Raw genomic sequence first — 18,821 nt, forward strand, 5'->3', positions numbered from 1 at the left:
CTTTCCGACCATTACTTTTTATCTATTCTACTGCATGTGCCAAATTACCTCCTTAGATTTGTGAATAATCTTCAAGTTCTAATTTTTATAAGAATTTATATTGTCATAAAATTTTTATGCATTATCATCTAAGACAAAGTGAATTAGAGAAAACAAATACGTTTATCGACTATTCGAAAATATAATACTCAAAATTACTGACTTCTTTACACAAGAATTATTATATACCCCTACAACATATATATATATAATTGTAAATAGATATTATAAGGACTATAATAAAAACATAAAAGGAGGCGTAAAATGAATGTTGATATAGACAATTTTTTTACAGATGAAGACTTAGAAGATTTGCTAATAGAATATAGTTTAGAGGTTTGCGGCTTGTATATGGGAGATATATACAATGAGCCGACAAGAATCGTCAATCCTCAAATCAAAAAGCTTATTGACGAATTTAAATTGCTTAAAATGTACTATATGGAAAGATCAGCACTTTAATATTCGGTTGATAATATCATTACTGTCCAAAACGCTTCTTTAAGCCAATTCAAACGAGAAAGAGCAAGAAAAAAACCACCATTACTGGTGGTTTTTCATTGATTGATATGTTTTACTCTTACTCTTACTCTTACACTAATAAAAGCACCACAGTATAATAATATTTCACCTACAATTCTTTTACTACTTCTTCATCCAAAATTGACTTTCTTAATTCCCAGTCCGGCATTAATGTAAAAAGCATATTATAGAATTTTTCACTATGATCATTGTATTGGAAGTGAATCAATTCGTGCAGAATCACATAGTCAATACAATACTTAGGTGCTTTAATCAACTCTGAATTAATTAGTATTATATTTGAGTCGATGAGTGCCGAACCCCAACGTGCCCTCATTGTTCTTATTTCAATTTTCGGTCTTTTGATACCGTATTTCTTTGCCAATGTATATTGCTTATCTAATGATTCTTCAAATGCTTTAATCGCCTTCTCACGATACCACTCATCCATTAATTTAGCTTTTCGAGCATAATTATTGGGGTCTTGGACCATAAGGACAATAAATCCACGGTAATACTTTACGAGTTCACTTTCCCTTGTGACTTCTACCCTCAAACGATATTGTTTACCTAAATACATATACGATTCGCCGCTAACATATTCTCTATCTCTTTGTTTATATGGCAGTACATTTTCGAAAGTCTTAATATTCTTTAGTATCCATTCACCTTTATTCCTCACAAAATCGTAAATAAAGCTGAGAGGGACTTTATCTGAAGCAGATACCATTATCGTCATATTGGGTTTAATGTTGAGATTAACATTCTTAACTTTTTTTCGTTCAACGAAAAACTCGATTAACCGATTTGCATATACAATTTGATGTTTTTCCATGTTGTCACTACCTTAATAACGACGTAATGCCACTGTCTTTATTTGTTCAATAATTTTATCTACTTGGTCGAAGCCAAGCCGGACATTATGCTCTTTCGTAAAGTCAAAGATAAGATCATCTAATTCCTGGGCGATCCGATTGTGAACTTGCATGTTATCATGCCAATCCACTTTAGTATGTGCACGAATAATACCTTCCATTTTTAATGCTAATTCAGCTAACAATTCTTTACTTAAATTCTGCCCATTCTTGATGCCTTTCGTAACATCGTAGGAAGCCAACTGCTCTTTAATGATGTCTTTAGTTACACCGTAGAAAGCCTGTGCATTTGAATTTTTCTTAATGCTGTCGGGATAATTCTCAACAGGTTCTCCCTGCTGGTATTCCCTTTTGAGAGAATTCATTTTTTGCAAATACTCAGCCTCAGAAATTCTTTGTTGCTTGTACGCGTCAATTGCTTCCTTAATCCGTTCTGAGAACTTCTTGTAATACGCAGGGTTCTCATCCCATTTAGTATTGATACTTTTTGTAAGTCGAGTACGAATTGCATCCGCTTTAGCACGTTTCGAATCTAAGCGTTCAAGCTCTTCTTCGAAAGCCTTTTCATTGAGAATATCCACTGGATTAGTGATACGAATGACCTCTTCGGCAGAAATGTAATGATCCATTAGCTTCTGCATTTTTGCTTCATATTCCTTATGATCAATGGTATCAGAATATCGTAGTTTAACGGCTTTACGAAGTTCCTGAAAAAACTTCAAATCAGTTTTATACTTCGTCAATTCCTCCTGGGGCAGTGCATTATAGATTTTCTCAGACTCTAACGCGATCCCAAGATTTTTTCCAAACTTCGAGAGAACTCCATAAAACTCTTGTCTCCGTTCCTCATCCTCAAGCCAAACCTCATACTCTTCCATATCCTGCTTATTCTTAATGGAGGAAAAAATATGGAGCAAATCGGAGTAATATTGCCTCAAGGAACCAATAATGCTAATTACATCATAGATAGCTCCTTGCAAATCCTTTGGATCAAAGTTTTCAAGCCCTGCACCTGAATACATTTCTAATGCTTGGTCTAGTCGATCCAGCAATCCTCTGTAATCAATAATGAACCCATAATCCTTACCATCATACAATCTATTGACTCTGGCGATTGCCTGCAATAACGTGTGCTCTTTCATTGGCTTATCAATATACAAAACAGTTGCACGCGGTGCATCGAAACCCGTAAGAAGCTTATCAACAACAATTATTAACTCAATGTCATCGCCATCGATGAAATCCTCCTTCACAGCATCTTCATAGGATTCTTCATCGCCATAGCGTTTCATCATTCGGGTCCAAAAATTCAGCACCTTATCTCTTGAAACTTCATCAACTACCTCATGTCCTTCACGTTGATCAGGCGGTGATATAACAACGGCACATGTAAGATCTCCAAGCTCTTCGAAAGCTTCAAAATATCGAATAGCCTCAATCTTACTATTGGTAGCAAGCATAGCTTTAAACTGGCTTCCCTGTGTTTTATAATTGTCCAGAAAGTGCTGGTTAATATCGAAGGCTATCATGCTGATACGTTGATTTGATGAAGCTATTCTCTCAAATTGACTCCACTTTTTCATGACTTCATCTTTTTGTTTCTCATTCAAATTGCGAGTAATCATTTCAAGTCGAGTATCTATAGCCTTTTGATTTACAGTTTGATCGACCATTTTACCTTCGTAAAGAAGGGGGACAATAGCTTTATCTTTAACTCCGTCTGCAATCGTGTATGTGTGAATCACCTTACCAAACTTAATCATGGTGCTCTTTTCTTGCTTCATAAGCGGTGTACCCGTAAATCCGAGGTAACAAGCATTTGGAAATACCCTTTTCATCTTGATATGAAGCTCTCCATACTGAGTACGATGAGATTCATCAACTAAGACAAATATATCCTTGGATTCAATAGGTTTTTGTTTAGATGACGCAGTATCAAACTTATGTACTAAAGTCGTTACAATATCTGCGTTGTTATCGTTAATAAGTTCCACCAAATGCGATCCTGAGGTTGCCCTGTTTGCTTTTAACCTGGTGTGCTTAAATGTCTTATGAATTTGTTTATCCAGCTCCACACGATCGGTAACAACGACTACTTTAGGATTAACCTCTTTCATCTCGGTTAGGATATACTTAGCCAACATCACCATTGTCAAACTCTTACCCGAACCCTGAGTGTGCCAAATGACACCTGATTGACGATTTCCGCTATCATCGCGTTCTTGAACAGTATTAATGATTTCCTTAATCGCAAAGTATTGCTGGTATCGAGTTACCTTTTTGGCATCCTTATCAAAGAGGGTAAAGTAATAAGTTAGTTCCAATAAGCGTTCAGGATGAAAAAGCGAGATGATGTTCTTGTCTTGCATAGTTGGCAAGCGATCTCTAACTGTTCCATCTAACAACTCCTTCAACCATTCTTCCTTCTCTTCTTTCCAAACCGACCAAAACTTCTTTGGTGTATTGCATGTTGCGTACTTTGTCTCATTTTTGTTCGTTGACATGACAATCTGTACGTACTTAAAGAGCTGAGGAGCATACTCTTTTCCCTGGTTTCGAATCATTTGGCTTATACCTTGTTCCATCGAGATGGATGCCTTCTTACATTCAATAACCACAAAGGGAATACCATTCACAAATAACACAACATCGGGACGTACCGTGCCACGCCCATCCATCCGTTCTACAGCGAATTCTTCAACCACATGAAAAATATTATTTTCGATGTTTTCCCAATCGATGTAATGAATCGTGAAGGATTTCTTTGAGCCGTCAGGTAAGAATTCAGTGTAACTACGCCCCATCATCAGCGTCTCAAAGATCTTCTCATTCGTTTTCACAAGCCCATCAGTCAACGGCTCATCTAAATCCCGTATAGCTTGATGGATGTTATTATGACTGAATCTATACGTAACACCTTTGTATTCGTAGGAATTCAACTCTTTTATCTTTTCTTCCAATACCGTTTTAATTAAAACTTCATTGAAACTGCCACGCATTGATTGAGCTTGCTCAGGAGTCAGAATCTTATAATTCAATCCTTGCAAAACCTCAAGTGCAGGTTGTTGACTGATATACATCTCGTCAAAACTTTTGGGGCGTTCCACATCCACACCTCCAAGCTTGGGATTAGAAGAAATGGGCAAAGGTTAGACCTTTACCCGCACTTTTCCTGTCAGTAAGCCTTGCATAAGACTTTTTTTCTGCTGTTGAATATATTCAAGTTCAGTTTCCATGAGTTCTATTAAGTTATCCAGACAAATTAATACATTTGCAATCGCCTTTTGTTCACTTACATCTTGCGGGATTATAACCTTGATGCCTTTTAAGTTTTCATACTTCAGATTTAAAGTGTCATCCACCAAACCTTGAGAATATCTCCTGAATAGATTAATTGTGTATGGAAGTTTAAATAGAAAGCCCATATAATAAGAATCCACTCGGTTAGTTGGCTTCAAAATAGTATATGCTGGACTTACTATTCCCTCATATTTCGAGACACCTGACACGCCTTGCCACAATCGCATAGTGTTATAACCGATATCTAAGGGCATTACCCGTTTATACTTTGATTTATCTTCACTTGAATTATCTTTTATATCGACCTCTGTACGACGCACAATTCCTTTCCGAGAGGTAATTGCTAATAACTCAAGATCATTGTAACCTATCTCTTTTCTTTCTTTGAACAGATCTCCTAACTTAGCTTCTACCCACTCCCCTCCAAAACCTGGCAATCTGCTCTTTCCTGTCAGCAACTTCTGCATTAACCCTTTTTTCTGCTCTTTTTCTTTCTCAATTAACTTTACTTTTAATTCTATTGCTTTGTCCCAGATGGATAGAATGGAAGCAATTTTCTGTTGTTCTTCATATTCTGGAAAAGGTATCTCCAAAGATAAAAAGTTTTCTTTTGATATATTTTTCATACTATTACTCGTGCCTGTAGCTAATACTTTTATTCTATTTTTTATTGTATTTAAGGATAGTGTATTTGCCAGCCATCTTCCATCTACTTTTACTTTATAATTAGCTTGCCAAATTTTATCAGACAAAAAGAGTCTTTCATAATTTTTATCAACATACCCAACCTCGCCTACCAGTTCAGGAGTATTAGCACGACTTATTAATATAGCCCCTTTTTTGGGATTCAATTTCGCTCGACCTAATTCTTCATCTAATATTTTTTTATTTTCTTTAATGTGAAGATAACCATTAGACACCGCACTTGTTTTTAATACTCCAAAGTCTCCACTTCCCGCTGGATAATCCAGAGAATTAACACTAACCCCTGCCTCTAATGACTCAATTATTTCACTCAATTGGATTATTTTCCAGTTATCAAAGTTGGAGTTCTTCCCGTCTTTCCCAATTATCCCTTCCGCAGTTACCAAATTTTCCATTACGTCACCTACACTCCAAGGTCATTAAGATATTTATCCATCTGCAATTCAACTTCTTGAAGCTCCTGCTTAATTTTCGATATACTCTCTTTCACTTGCTCCATATCAACTGGCTCTTCTTCCTCAAATGTATCAACATAACGTGGAATATTTAGGTTGAAGTCGTTTTCTTTGATCTCATCCAGCGTAGCAACATATGAATACTTTTCAATGGATTCAAACTTCTCATATGTTTCCACGATTCGTTGAAGATCTTCTTCTCGCAACTTATTCTGGTTCTTTCCCTTTTCAAAATATTCTTCGCCCGATGCATCAATAAACAGCACCTCTTTACGTTTGCGATCCTTTCTGAAAACCATAATACATGCTGGAATACCCGTGCCGAAGAATAAATCTTTTGGAAGACCTATTACAGCATCCAGTAAGTTCATCTCGATTATTTGCTGACGAATCTTTTCTTCACTTGATCCACGGAATAATACACCATGTGGTAAAATTGTCGCCATTCGCCCGTTCTCAGCTAACGAATATAGCATATGTTGGACAAACGCATAGTCTCCCTTGGATGCAGGTGGTACACCCCATTCAAATCTTCTATGCTGATCCAAGCTTACTTCCATTTTGAACTTCTCATCATTATTTCCTTCACCTGCAAAGCCCATTGCCCATTTGTCGAGAGAGAAGGGTGGATTAGCAACGATTGCTTGGAACTTCATCAACTTGCCATCTTCCAAGTGAAGTGGATTTGATAATGTGTCACCCCATTCTATCTTCGCATCATCTATTCCGTGCAGGTACATGTTCATAAGGGCTAAGGAATGCGTTTGTCCGTTTCGTTCTTGCCCGTATATAGCAACCTTTTTGCTCGGAACTTGATTCGCTACCTTAATCAGCAAGGAGCCTGAGCCACAAGTTGGATCATAAATGCGATCGTTTTCTATCGGCTTAACCAATCGAGCGAGAAGTTCGGATACCATTGAAGGAGTGAAAAACTCTCCCCCTTTTTTTCCTGCATCCGAGGCAAAACGTTCGATCATGAATTGATATGCATCACCGATGACATCTTCGCTTCCTACGATGGAAGGCTTCAAAATAAGTTTATTCAGGTCCTCCAACAAAGCACGAAGCATTGCATTTCTTTCTTTTGCTTTACCAAGTGTCGCTTCACTGTTAAAGTCGATATTGCGGAATACTCCACGCAGTTTCCCTGTGTTTTCGTTTTCCAAACGCTCCAATGCTTTATTGATTATCTCACCAATTTCTAAATCGGTCCTTTTACTATACAAATAATCAAATGTCGATTGCTCATCCAACACGAAACGTTCCCTGGTTAATGCCCGCTCAATACGTTGTTTGTCACCGTCATAACGTTTTGTATATTCCTCCACATGCTCCTTGTACGAATCACTCAAATACTTGATGAACAACATCGTTAGGATGTAATCCTTATATATACTGGAGTCGATTTTCCCCCGAAACGTATCCGCCGCTTGCCATAAAACTGTATTTATTTGTTGTGACGTTATCTTCTCATTCATTACTGATGCCTCCATTGGTAAGTAACTTATTGTAAAACTATTTTATCATTTTTTGTACTTACTGTACCTATTAGAATCCATCGAAACATTTTTGTCTATTAAAGATGTAGATGTAGATTTAAGCATACCTAAAGTACGCTTAGATACATTGAAATATAAAAGATCTCACCTTTGAAAAACATGTCGAATCGATGCCTATTTGGGTAAGAGTGAATTTAATCAGATTACTACGGTTCAAATCTTAAGAAGTGTATAAGAATGCGGATAGAATAATGAGCAAATCTGTCGATAATCAACTTTATAATGTTGTTGTAAGATCTTGTACTGCATCTACTTTAATATTTATAGACGAAGTTGATATTCAATGCTATTTTCAATAGAAGGCAGGAACCATCACTTTATTATTTCAAGATACCAGGACACTTGGATGATATTACTGGTTCGGTGCTGATCTCATTATTAAAAGCAGTAGAAATTAAATATTAATTTTAATTACGGAGGTATTAAATTATTATGGCGAAATGCAGACATTTTCTACACGGAGCATCCGCTTGTGGTGGAGGTATTTACAAAAGCAAAACCCCACTTCAATCAAAAACAAGAAAGGGTTACATAATACACGATCCAGTGATCCTGAGACAATTTTGTAATGGCAACCCAATGGAGTGTCCATACAATCCAGATGGCAGAGGGTTCCAATCCCAACGGACAAAGCGAACAGCAATGAATCGAGCGTATGAAAAAGACAAGCAAGATTTGGATAAGGCTGGAGATTCACTTAAAAAAGTCATTTATTTTGTGATTGCTATAGCAGTTTTGTATTTTTTAATTTTTCGATTGTAGAACTTCAACGTAGAGGGAGGCCACAAAATACATCTGCTGAAATTAGGTTCCCATTACGTTTTTATGTGCATTCTTACTAATAATTAATAATATTTATGTACAAAAAATTAATTTGTGCAGTACTATTTAACTTAATTCCTTTCTTTAATATCAAGGTATTTCCATAGTTTTTCTATTTCGTACATATATCTTTATATAGATAAGAGCTTGAGGTGTTCACCGGAGATATTCCCACACCCGTCAAGCACCACAATCCGAAGCTGCTGTCCAATTTTCGGGAAATGGAGGGCATCGCTGCGGAACGGCTCTTATCCATGATCCCTCCCGCCTTGCAGGAAACGTACGCCCCGCTTCTCTCCCCGGGAGATCACTCCGGACCATCGGGAGATGCGGAATTAATGAAGATGGTGAAGGCTGCCGACACGCTGGATGCCTACTTGAAATGCGCTTGGGAGCTGACTGCCGGCAACCGCGAATTCGCCGTCGCCAAGCAGCAGCTTCTGGACAAGCTGGATCGCTTGAATCTGCCTGAGACCGCTTATTTTCTGGAGCATTTCGCTCCTAGCTTCGAAATGACGCTGGATGAGTTGTCAGAGGATGGACCTTCCTCGGCATTATAAGAGGTTGTTCAAAGAGTCATCTGTCCACGACGAAGCAGATCATTACGAATTATAAGGTTAATCAAAAAACAGGCCTTGTCTTCGAATTCAAATCCGAAGACAAGGCCTGTTGAGGTTTTCATTACAGCTTACTAGCCATTTACGATTTCGCCGCCATTGATATGAAGCACTTGACCGCTCATATAGGAGGAATCGTCAGAGCCCAGATATACATAGGCTGCAGCAAGCTCTTCCGGTTGACCCGGGCGCTGCATCGGCGTATCTCCGCCGAACTTGGACACTTGCTCGGCGTCAAACGTGGACGGAATGAGCGGCGTCCAGATCGGACCGGGAGCTACCGCATTGACGCGGATCCCAGTCTTGCCGACGATGTTCATCGAGAGCGCGCGTGTGAAGCTGACAATGGCCCCCTTGGTTGAAGAATAGTCGATCAAGGTCGGATTTCCCTTATAGGCGGTAACCGAAGCCGTATTAATAATGGCGCTGCCTTTCTTCAGGTGCGGAAGCGCGGCCTTCACAAAATAAAACATCGAAAAGATGTTCGTGCGGAACGTCCGCTCCAGCTGGTCCGAGGTAATATCCTCGATGCCTTTCTGCGGATGCTGCTCGGCCGCGTTATTGATCAGAATATCGAGGCCGCCGAGCGTTTCCACCGTCTGTTTCACAGCTTGTCCGGCAAAACTCTCGTCGCCGACGTCGCCTGGAATCAGCAGACATTTACGCCCTTCCTGCTCAATCTCCGACTTTGTTTTATTGGCATCCTCATGTTCATTTAAATATACAATCGCGATATCGGCGCCTTCCTTGGCATAAGCCAAGGCAACCGCACGCCCGATTCCGCTGTCGGCCCCGGTAATCAGCGCGACCTTGTTCCGCAATTTCCCTGCGGCCAGATAAACCCCTTCATATTCGGGGCGTGGATGCATTTCCGATTCTATTCCGGGCTGCTGGTTCTGATGCTGTGGAGGCATTGTTTGTTTACCTTGTCCATTTCCTGACATGATTCATTCTCCTTCCACTGTCTAGTAGTCCATGATCATCTGCACGTCTTAGGATAAGCCAGCATGCTTAAGCTTATGCCAAAGCATATACAGACAGGAATCATACAAAATGGATTATTCCCACTCAAGAACTAACTTACCACCGGAAGGAAAAAGCCAAACATTCACAGACTTTAAGCTGATATGTCAAAATGCTGAAAAAACGCGGAGTCATCCCGAATTCGTCTCTCTTCGTATTTACTTCTGGACAAGGCCGTCCGCTCCAAAATTTCGCTTTCATTTTGTAATATTGCGGGTCCAAAGATCAGGGAAACCAGCTCTCTGCAACGCTCGATTCGCGTACTGGTGAAGTGAAGATAAGCGATATTCAGCAGGTCTTCCCCCCATCTGCTGCCGCTGTCGTCGCAAGGATAATTTTGCCGATAGACCACCTTTAACGAAACTCCGGAAACGAACCGGCAGCTTCCTCCAAGCAACCAGAGCCGGAGGGAAAACTCGGCCGTCTCCAGCTCTTTGCCAAGAAATCCTTCCTCCATTCCTCCGATCTCCTGAAATCTGGCGTGACCGACGGCAAAACATTCCCTAGATAACCAAGGTATTTCGCCAAGCGCTTTGTTCTCCGAAAAAACTTGGAGCGACTGAAGCAGCGCTCCTTCGTAGCGATACTCGGGCTCAATCCGGGAAGTTTCGTGAAGTTCCACTTCGGGCGAAACGCAGTCCGCTTCTCCAAGGATTACTGGTTCCAGCAGCGATTCCATCCAATGATCTTCGAAATAAAGTCGGGGGCTGCAAAAGATCAGATAGTCTCCTGAGGCGTGAGCGGCAGCCAGATTGCGCGAAGGAAGACCGGGCTGGCCTTTTAGGAGCTTGATAGGCCGGGGGAAATTGTAATTCATCAAAAAATCGCAGCATCCGTCAACAGAGCCTTCGTTTACAATGATCACTTCATAACGTAACGAGGTCATAGAAACCTTTAGCGATTCCATCGTCATGAGGAGATCTACTCCGCTATTTTTGACCGTGATAATGATTGATACCTGGGCTTGGGAAGGCATGATAATTCTCCTTAGGGTCGGAAATCATAAATTATGCGCGACATTAGGATGAGTTAGTATAACTGCTTCTGGATTCCATAATAACCCATTTCATGCTTTCAGTAAACAAAAACAAAACTGATAGTTTATTATCTTTACCTCTCATACTAACTATGGTAAATACAGGAGGGGTGTTATGGACTACGATGCTCTAGGCAGAAGATTGCGGCAGGAACGGCATAAAATGAATTGGACCCAGGAAAAACTCGCTGAAAAAGTCGAGGTTTCCGACGCATACATAGGACAAATCGAGCGTGGCGAGCGGAGCCTGTCTTTGGAAACTCTGGTCAAGCTGGCGAACCAACTAGGGGTAACCGTTGATTATTTGCTGCATGATTCGATTGAGATCACCGATGACCGGTTTATGAATCAAATCCGGCAAATTATGCTGAGCCGGTCGCCTAAAGAAAAACAGCTTGCGCTGGACGTCATCAAATTGATGTTTGCCCACCTGGACGATATGGATCCATCATAATCGCTATGCACACAAAAAAGCCTGCCGGATTACCGGCAGGCTTTTGCAATTGCAATATATCCAGATTAAATTACTCTGTAAACCATGAAGAACGAAATTAACAAAACGCATACGCACAAAAGCGTACCGAACATACGGAGTTTACCTGCGACTTCCGCAATTCCTTTATTGGAGCGAATTCCCTCCAAAGCTTGGCGAAGAGGTTTGCCCATAATGCCGCTGAATGCGCCGATTGCGAGAAAAAGAATCACAACGATAACCATCCAAGCCGTCGAATATTCGCCCTTGGTCATCAAATATCCGCCAGTCAGCAATTGGATAACCAGTCCGATCTGAGCGTATGTATTCAGTGTCTTTACGGCAGATACCGTGCCTTCCTGCGCAGCCGGAGTCAATTTGGTCACTTTACTGAATACGATCGGCAAAATCAGGTAAAAGCCCAGTGCCAATGCCCCTACGATATGCAAGAACAACATAATCACAAACATCGTTTCCATATCACACCACCCTTTCTCAGTCAATTAGATTTATTATAATCTATTATACCCATTGTTTACCTCAAAAGAAAGGAACCCTACCATTCCGGAAGGGTTCCTCATTTTCATATGTTCACATTTCGGACATGGTTAGCCTTTAATGCTCGCAATTACGTTGCGAACGGATACCGCCGATTTGTCCAAGGCCGATTTTTCTTCCGCCGTTAGCTCCAGCTCGAATACTCTCTCGATGCCTTCGCCGCCCAGGAGAGCCGGTACGCCCATGAACAATCCGTCGTAGCCATATTCGCCTTCCAGCAGAGCAATGACGGGCAGAATCCGTTTCTTGTCCTTCAGGATCGCTTCCGTCATTTGCACGAGCGAGGCAGCCGGAGCATAATAAGCGCTGCCGTTACCCAGCAGGCTCACAATTTCACCGCCGCCGACGCGCGTACGCTGTACGATCGCCTCGATCCGCTCCTGCGATATAAGCGTGTCGATCGGAATGCCGCCGACACTGGAATACCGGACGAGCGGAACCATGTCGTCACCGTGTCCGCCGAGCACGAAGCCGCGCACGTCTTCAACGGAAACGCCAAGCTCTTGGGCAATAAACGTACAATACCGCGCGGTGTCGAGCACGCCCGACTGGCCGATGACGCGGTTTTTCGGGAAGCCCAGCGCCTTATAAGCCGCATAAGTCATCGCATCGACCGGATTGCTCAGGATGAGGACAATGGAATCCGGGCAATATTTCTTCACGTTTTCGCAAACGGAAGCCACAATACCCGCATTCGTATTCACAAGATCATCCCGGCTCATACCCGGCTTGCGCGCGATGCCAGCTGTTATGATGACGATGTCGGAACCGGCAGCGTCCTCATAAGAAGAAGTGCCGATAATGTTGCTGTCAAACCCTTGAACCGGACTCGCTTCAAGCATGTCGAGCGCCTTCCCCTTGGTCGGGTTCTCCAGTTGCGGAATATCGAGCAATACGACATCGCCGAGTTCTTTTTGCGCCAGCATCAGCGCGGTCGTCGCGCCGGTAAAGCCGGCGCCGACAACCGTAATTTTTTTGCGTTGAATGGCCACGTTAAACAGGACCTCCTACATATTCTTAATGACCTGATCCGCGAATTCGGAACATTTCACTTCGGTTGCGCCTTCCATCAGGCGGGCGAAGTCGTAGGTTACCGTTTTGTTGTTGATGGAGGTCTCCAGGCCTTTATAAATGAGGTCAGCCGCTTCATTCCAGCCCAAGTGCTCAAGAAGCATTACGCCGGACAAGATAACCGAACCCGGATTTACTACGTCGAGATCTGCGTATTTAGGAGCCGTACCGTGCGTCGCTTCGAAAATCGCATGACCCGTCACATAGTTGATATTCGCTCCAGGCGCGATACCGATCCCGCCGACTTGAGCCGCCAAAGCGTCGGACAAGTAGTCGCCGTTCAAGTTCAATGTAGCGATTACGTCGAAGTCGGTCGGACGCGTCAGCACTTGTTGCAGCGCGATATCAGCAATCGCATCCTTGATGATGATCTTGCCTGCATCCTGAGCTTCCTTCTGAGCCTGGTTAGCCGCATCGGTGCCGGACTCTTCCTTGATCCGGTCGTACTGTGCCCAAGTGAACACTTTATCGCCGAACTCGGCTTCAGCCACTTCGTAACCCCAGTTTTTGAACGCACCCTCGGTAAACTTCATGATGTTGCCTTTGTGAACCAGCGTCACGCTCTTACGGCCGTGCTTGATCGCATATTCGACAGCAGCGCGGACCAGACGTTTCGAACCTTCTGCCGATACCGGCTTGATGCCGATTCCGGACGTTTCAGGGAAACGGATTTTATTGACGCCCATTTCGTTTTGAAGGAATTGAAGCACCTTCTTCACTTCTTCGGAGCCTTCTTTGTATTCGATTCCGGCATAAATATCTTCCGTATTCTCCCGGAAAATGACCATGTCCACAAGCTCAGGACGCTTAACCGGAGATGGTACGCCGTCGAAGTAACGTACCGGACGAAGACATACGTACAGATCAAGCTCTTGGCGCAGCGCCACGTTCAGGGAGCGGATACCGCCGCCGATCGGTGTTGTAAGAGGTCCTTTGATAGCCACAATATACTCGCGGATAGCAGTCAGCGTATCCGCCGGAAGCCATTCACCGTATGTATTGAAGGCCTTCTCTCCCGCGAATACCTCGTACCAGGCGATGCTTTTCTCGCCGCCATATGCTTTGTCGACCGCAGCATCCAGTACGCGTTTGGAAGCTTTCCAAATATCACGGCCTGTGCCGTCACCCTCGATAAAAGGAATGATCGGATTGTTAGGTACTTGCAGCTTGCCGTTCTCGATAACGATTTTTTCCCCTTCGGTAGGAAGGCTGAACTTTTCTAATTGCAACATGTCTATGGTTTCCTCCTCATAATAATTTGGCGTAGCTCAATTTTCTCGTTACGGTATTCATTCTAACATAAATGGCAACCCGGTTACCCGGGTTGGCCAAGTGTTTATCTAAGATCGATCGGAATGTACTGCTGATTGGTCGCTCCCGTATATTCCGCGCGCGGGCGGATAATGCGGTTGTCGTCCAGCTGCTCCAGAATATGCGCGGTCCATCCGGAAAGGCGGCTGATCGCAAAAATCGGAGTAAACAGATCCATCGGAATGCCCAGCATCGTATAAACGGAAGCAGAATAAAAGTCGACGTTCGGCTTCAGTCCCTTTTGGCCGGTAACGAGTTCTTCCACTTTGACCGAGATGTCATAAAGCGTGGTGTCTCCCTTCATCAGCCCGAGCTGGCGGGACATTTTTTGAAGGTGCTTCGCCCGCGGATCCCCGTTCTTATAAACGCGGTGGCCGAAGCCCATGATTTTCTCCTTGTTTGCGAGTTTGCTCTGAATGTAAGGCTCAGCCTTATCCAGGGTGCCGATTTCGCTCAGCATCCGGCTGACTGCTTCGTTAGCTCCCCCGTGAAGCGGCCCTTTCAGCGTTCCGATTGCGGAGGTCACGCCGGAATAGATGTCCGACAACGTAGCGATCGTAACACGAGCCGAGAAGGTGGATGCGTTCAGTTCATGATCCGCATGCAGTACGAGTGCTTGATCCAGTGCGTGAACGGCAACTGGGTCCGGTTCTTGGCCGGACAGCATGTAAAGGAAATTATGAGCGATGGATACGCCTTTCAGCGGAGCGACCGGCTCATTCCCTTCGCGGATCCGGGCAAAGGCGGCTATCAATGTAGGCAGTTGGGCTTGCAGCTTGATCGCCTTTTTCTGATTGCTTTCCCGGGTATTGTCGTTAGCAAGCTCATCATACAAAGCAAGAGCCGACACAGCCGTACGCAGGACAGCCATCGTGTTGGCGTCTTTTGGATACAACTTCATTTGCTCTAGTACCGCTTCAGGAACCGGAGCATAATCGCTTAGCTGCTCCTGCAGGGTTGCCAATTGGTTTTTGGAAGGCAGCTTGCCGTACCAAAGCAAATAAGCAGTCTCTTCGTAGCTCGCACGTTCCGCCAGGTCGTCAATGTTAATCCCGCGATAAGCGAGAACCCCGTCGTGGATGGAACTGATCGATGAAGTAGCTGCCACAATACCTTCGAGGCCTTTGGTAGCTGTCATAATACATCTCTCCTTTGGAACCGAAATATGAGCCAAACAAGCCAATGAAAACATTTTCAATTTAAAAGTTTAAAATTTCCAGAGCTGCGCAATACGTAGCCCGTAATGACAAAAAAATGAAACATTTATGGCCTGCAAAATAATCATACTGGATTTTAGAGATCAAAGGAACACGTTCAACGCGGACATCTGCATCAAATTGTTTTATCACGTATATAAATAATTTTTTGTAATCGTTTTCGTTAGCAACGACAATTGTCACATACCAAATTCCAATTTGTGTATATATAGTAATATTTTTTTTGAGAGAGGTAACCGTGATCCTTGTTTCCGGAATATAAAAATAGGCTAAGTAATAGGGTAGAAGAGGACCTGTCCGGAAAAGAGGGATGTCGTTTGGATCATGTGATGACAAAGCGCCTGCTGCGCGGCAGTTGGGTTTGTATCGTGCTGATCGCGCTGACCGCTCTATTCTATTGGCTGTTGCCGTTAATTTATCCGTTCCTGATCGCCTGGCTGATCGCCTACGCCATGAATCCGCTCGTCCGCTGGCTCCAGTCCGCGGCAAAGCTGCCTCGATGGCTGGCTGTTACCGCCTCGCTGCTTCTATATTTCGGCAGTGCCGGCATCGTTCTCTCCGCGGCCGTTACCCGGCTTGTAAAAGAACTGATTACCTTGGCCGAGTCGCTGGACCTCCACATAGAGGAATGGAGAGGCTGGTTCGTCGAATGGAGCCAGAGCGAGGGAATTCAAAATATTATTAATGAGATCAACAGTTTTATCGCAAGCAATCCCGGCTATGAAAATACGATCAACAAAAATATCGACAACACTACATCAACGATAAGCTCCGCTATTTCACGCCTCCTCAGCGGGTTTCTGAGCGGGATCGTGAACCTGCTCACCTCGCTACCGAATTTGGGTGTCATTCTGATCGTCATCCTGCTGGCGACTTTTTTTATCAGTAAAAATTGGGATAGAAACATGACTTTTCTTGTCGGCCTAGTTCCTTCCCCGTTCCGAAAAACCGGAAGCGAGGTATGGAAAGACCTGCAAAAAGCGCTCTTCGGGTATCTTCGCGCCCAATTTATCATGATATCGATTACCGCAGTTATCGTTCTGATCGGACTGCTTATTCTGCGTGTGGATTCGGCTTTCACCTACGCGATCCTGATCGGCTTTGTGGACCTGCTTCCTTATCTTGGCGTCGGAACGGTGATGGTTCCCTGGCTGGTGTATGCCTATATGTCGGGCGACACGGGCTTCGGCATCGGATTGTCCATTCTGTATGGCATCATCCTGGTGGCAAGGCAATTGATCGAGCCTAAAGTACTGGCCAGCAGCGTCGGGCTCGATCCTTTGCCCACCCTGATTTCCATGTTCGTCGGCCTGAAGCTGTTCGGAGTGCTCGGACTGATTATCGGCCCGGTTTCTTTCGTTGTTTTTGGGGCAATCGTTCGTGCGGGCGTACTTCGCGACCTGCGCAACTACATCGTAAACGGAAGGCTGCGTTAATCGTGTACGATAGACCTACATCTCTTCGGGAGCCTGCAGCCCGATCAGCTTGAGTCCGTTTCGAAGCGTAATTCGCACCCCTTCCACCAAAGCAAGCCTTGCCGTGCGTAAATCGGAGTCTTCGACTAATATCGGACAATCATGATAAAACCGGTTAAAAGCCTGGGCCGTATCCACGAGATAACGGGTGACCATGGACGGTTCCATTTTGGTTGCGGCTTGCTCGACTCTCTCGGTAAAAAGAGACAGTTGCTTGACAAGAGCAAACTCGGCTTCCCCGGTGACAAGCGAAGAATTAAAGTCTAAGAATTGGCCCGGCGCCGCAGCCGTCTTCCGCCCCGCTTCCCCCACCGCTTTCCGCAGCACACTGCAGGCTCTCGCATAGGTATACTGAACATAAGGCCCGGTCTCTCCTTCAAAGCTGAGCGCATCCTCCCAGGAGAACACGATATCCTTGATCCGGTTCGCGCTCAAATCATTGAAAATGACCGCGCCGACGCCGACCTGTCTTGCCACTTCTTCCTTGCTCTTCAGCCCGGGGTTCTTCTGTTCAATAATATCCCTGATCTTCGAAACAGCCTGGTGCAAAAGATTCTCCAGCTTGACGACATTTCCCTTTCTCGTCGAAAGGCTTGCCCCTTCCAGGCTTACACGTCCGAATGGAACGTGGACCAAGTCCTCCGCCCACTCGTAGCCCATCAATTCCACAACTTTAAACCACTGGCGGAAATGCAGACTCTGCGAGTAGTCCGTAACATAAACAGCCTTATGAAATTGATAGGCACTCTTCCTGTACAAAGCCGCCGCCACATCGCGTGTATGGTAAAGCGAGCTGCCATCCTGTTTCAGCATCAGCGCGGGGGCCATATCATAATCCTCCAGCCTGACCAGCCAGGCTCCTCCATCTTCTTCAAGCAGCTCCTTTTGCTTCAGTTCGCGGATGACGGGCTCCAGTTTGTCATTATAAAAGCTCTCTCCGGTGACGTGATCAAACCGAATGCCGAGCAGATCGTAAATTTTTTCGAATTCGGCCAGGCTAAGTTCCACGAATTCACGCCAAATCTTTAACGCCTCCGGATTGCCCTGCTCTATTTTCGTGAACCACGATCTTGCTTCGTCATCCAGTCCGGGATTCTTATCGGCCTCCTCATGAAAACGAACATACAGACTCAGAAGTTCATCGATGGCCCCCTCCTCCAGCCTTTTCGGATCTCCCCACATCCGATAAGCCGTAATGAGCTTGCCGAACTGGGTACCCCAGTCGCCGAGATGATTGACCCCGATGCAGGTATATCCCAGAAACGAAAATATTTGATAGAGCGCGTTCCCGATCACCGTGGACCGAAGATGTCCGACATGAAATGGTTTTGCGATATTGGGAGAAGAAAAATCGATAACAATCGTTTTTCCCTTTCCGATGTTTTGCGAGCCATAACGATCCCCGGAGGACAAAATTCCGCTAATAACTTGGTCTCCAATAACTGCCGGATCCAAATAAAAGTTCAAGTACCCCGACACCGAGGAGGTCCGGGCTATTTCACCGGGCTTCTCATCCCTTCCCTGAATACCGGCCTCCAGTTCATCCGCAATGGCCGCTGGGGACTTGCGGAGACGTTTGCTCAATTTGAAGCAAGGCAGCGAAATGTCGCCCATCGTGTTATCCGGCGGGTACTCCAGCAACGCGAGCACCTCTTCCTCAGAAATTCCGTCCAGCAAAGGGGACAATTTTGCGGCAATCGTCTTTTTGAACAACTCCATTACAGCGACGCTCCTTCCAATTGTTAAAATACAAAAAGCCCCCGT

The 18,821-nt window shown here is 44.2% G+C and carries 15 protein-coding genes and 1 pseudogene; 5 read left to right on the forward strand and 11 right to left on the reverse strand.

The features are described from left to right. Nucleotides 1-303 precede the first annotated feature (303 nt). On the forward strand, nt 304-501 hold the full coding sequence (locus KJS57_RS21550; protein ID WP_213656314.1) for a hypothetical protein: 198 nt from the start codon (nt 304-306) through the stop codon (nt 499-501). Between the two features lie 169 nt (nt 502-670). On the opposite strand, the gene KJS57_RS21555 is transcribed toward KJS57_RS21550, so the two are convergent. Genes KJS57_RS21555 through KJS57_RS21570 form a run of 4 tightly spaced genes read right to left on the reverse strand, consistent with a single transcriptional unit; the run spans nt 671 to nt 7,374 of the window. Then, nucleotides 671-1,396, reverse strand: a complete 726-nt coding sequence (locus tag KJS57_RS21555; RefSeq protein ID WP_213656315.1) for a M48 family metallopeptidase — start codon at nt 1,394-1,396, stop codon at nt 671-673. A 12-nt stretch (nt 1,397-1,408) separates the two neighbouring features. Next, entirely contained in the window at nt 1,409-4,543 is a 3,135-nt protein-coding gene (locus KJS57_RS21560; RefSeq protein ID WP_213656316.1) for a type I restriction endonuclease subunit R, read from the reverse strand. 42 nt (nt 4,544-4,585) lie between these two features. Further along, complete coding sequence (locus KJS57_RS21565) at nt 4,586-5,836, reverse strand: restriction endonuclease subunit S (RefSeq protein WP_213656317.1); 1,251 nt, start codon at nt 5,834-5,836, stop codon at nt 4,586-4,588. A gap of 8 nt (nt 5,837-5,844) precedes the next feature. Continuing rightward, nucleotides 5,845-7,374, reverse strand: a complete 1,530-nt coding sequence (locus KJS57_RS21570) for a type I restriction-modification system subunit M (RefSeq protein ID WP_213656318.1) — start codon at nt 7,372-7,374, stop codon at nt 5,845-5,847. Nucleotides 7,375-7,887: 513 nt separating this feature from the next. Between KJS57_RS21570 and KJS57_RS21575 the strand changes: the two genes are divergently transcribed. Further along, on the forward strand, nt 7,888-8,217 hold the full coding sequence (locus KJS57_RS21575) for a hypothetical protein (RefSeq protein ID WP_213656319.1): 330 nt from the start codon (nt 7,888-7,890) through the stop codon (nt 8,215-8,217). 209 nt (nt 8,218-8,426) lie between these two features. Beyond that, a pseudogene (gene yfbR / locus KJS57_RS21580) lies at nt 8,427-8,837 on the forward strand (5'-deoxynucleotidase); the annotation flags it as partial. A gap of 131 nt (nt 8,838-8,968) precedes the next feature. Here yfbR and KJS57_RS21585 read toward each other — a convergent pair. Further along, nucleotides 8,969-9,838 (reverse strand): SDR family oxidoreductase, encoded by an 870-nt coding sequence (locus tag KJS57_RS21585; protein ID WP_211021006.1) that lies wholly within the window; start codon nt 9,836-9,838, stop codon nt 8,969-8,971. 173 nt (nt 9,839-10,011) lie between these two features. Continuing rightward, entirely contained in the window at nt 10,012-10,893 is an 882-nt protein-coding gene (locus KJS57_RS21590; protein ID WP_213656321.1) for a glycosyltransferase family 2 protein, read from the reverse strand. A gap of 175 nt (nt 10,894-11,068) precedes the next feature. On the opposite strand from KJS57_RS21590, the gene KJS57_RS21595 reads away from it, so the two are divergent. Beyond that, the gene (locus KJS57_RS21595) at nt 11,069-11,407 is read left to right on the forward strand and encodes a helix-turn-helix domain-containing protein (RefSeq protein WP_211021004.1); all 339 of its coding nucleotides are present in this window, start codon (nt 11,069-11,071) and stop codon (nt 11,405-11,407) included. A gap of 65 nt (nt 11,408-11,472) precedes the next feature. Here KJS57_RS21595 and KJS57_RS21600 read toward each other — a convergent pair whose 3' ends face one another. From KJS57_RS21600 to KJS57_RS21615, 4 genes are all read right to left on the reverse strand, one after another. Beyond that, the gene (locus tag KJS57_RS21600; RefSeq protein ID WP_211021491.1) at nt 11,473-11,895 is read right to left on the reverse strand and encodes a hypothetical protein; all 423 of its coding nucleotides are present in this window, start codon (nt 11,893-11,895) and stop codon (nt 11,473-11,475) included. A 138-nt stretch (nt 11,896-12,033) separates the two neighbouring features. Next, nucleotides 12,034-12,975, reverse strand: coding sequence for a malate dehydrogenase (mdh, locus tag KJS57_RS21605; RefSeq protein ID WP_213656322.1), 942 nt, complete (start codon nt 12,973-12,975; stop codon nt 12,034-12,036). Between the two features lie 15 nt (nt 12,976-12,990). Continuing rightward, on the reverse strand, nt 12,991-14,286 hold the full coding sequence (gene icd / locus KJS57_RS21610) for an NADP-dependent isocitrate dehydrogenase (RefSeq protein ID WP_211021002.1): 1,296 nt from the start codon (nt 14,284-14,286) through the stop codon (nt 12,991-12,993). A gap of 104 nt (nt 14,287-14,390) precedes the next feature. Beyond that, nucleotides 14,391-15,503, reverse strand: coding sequence for a citrate/2-methylcitrate synthase (locus tag KJS57_RS21615; RefSeq protein ID WP_211021001.1), 1,113 nt, complete (start codon nt 15,501-15,503; stop codon nt 14,391-14,393). Between the two features lie 396 nt (nt 15,504-15,899). On the opposite strand from KJS57_RS21615, the gene ytvI reads away from it, so the two are divergent. Beyond that, nucleotides 15,900-17,018, forward strand: a complete 1,119-nt coding sequence (gene ytvI, locus KJS57_RS21620) for a sporulation integral membrane protein YtvI (protein WP_213656323.1) — start codon at nt 15,900-15,902, stop codon at nt 17,016-17,018. A gap of 15 nt (nt 17,019-17,033) precedes the next feature. Here ytvI and argS read toward each other — a convergent pair whose 3' ends face one another. Next, complete coding sequence (argS, locus tag KJS57_RS21625) at nt 17,034-18,776, reverse strand: arginine--tRNA ligase (RefSeq protein ID WP_213656324.1); 1,743 nt, start codon at nt 18,774-18,776, stop codon at nt 17,034-17,036. Nucleotides 18,777-18,821: the final 45 nt, after the last annotated feature.

Source organism: Paenibacillus vini, from assembly GCF_018403325.1.
Lineage (GTDB): Bacteria > Bacillota > Bacilli > Paenibacillales > Paenibacillaceae > Fontibacillus > Fontibacillus vini.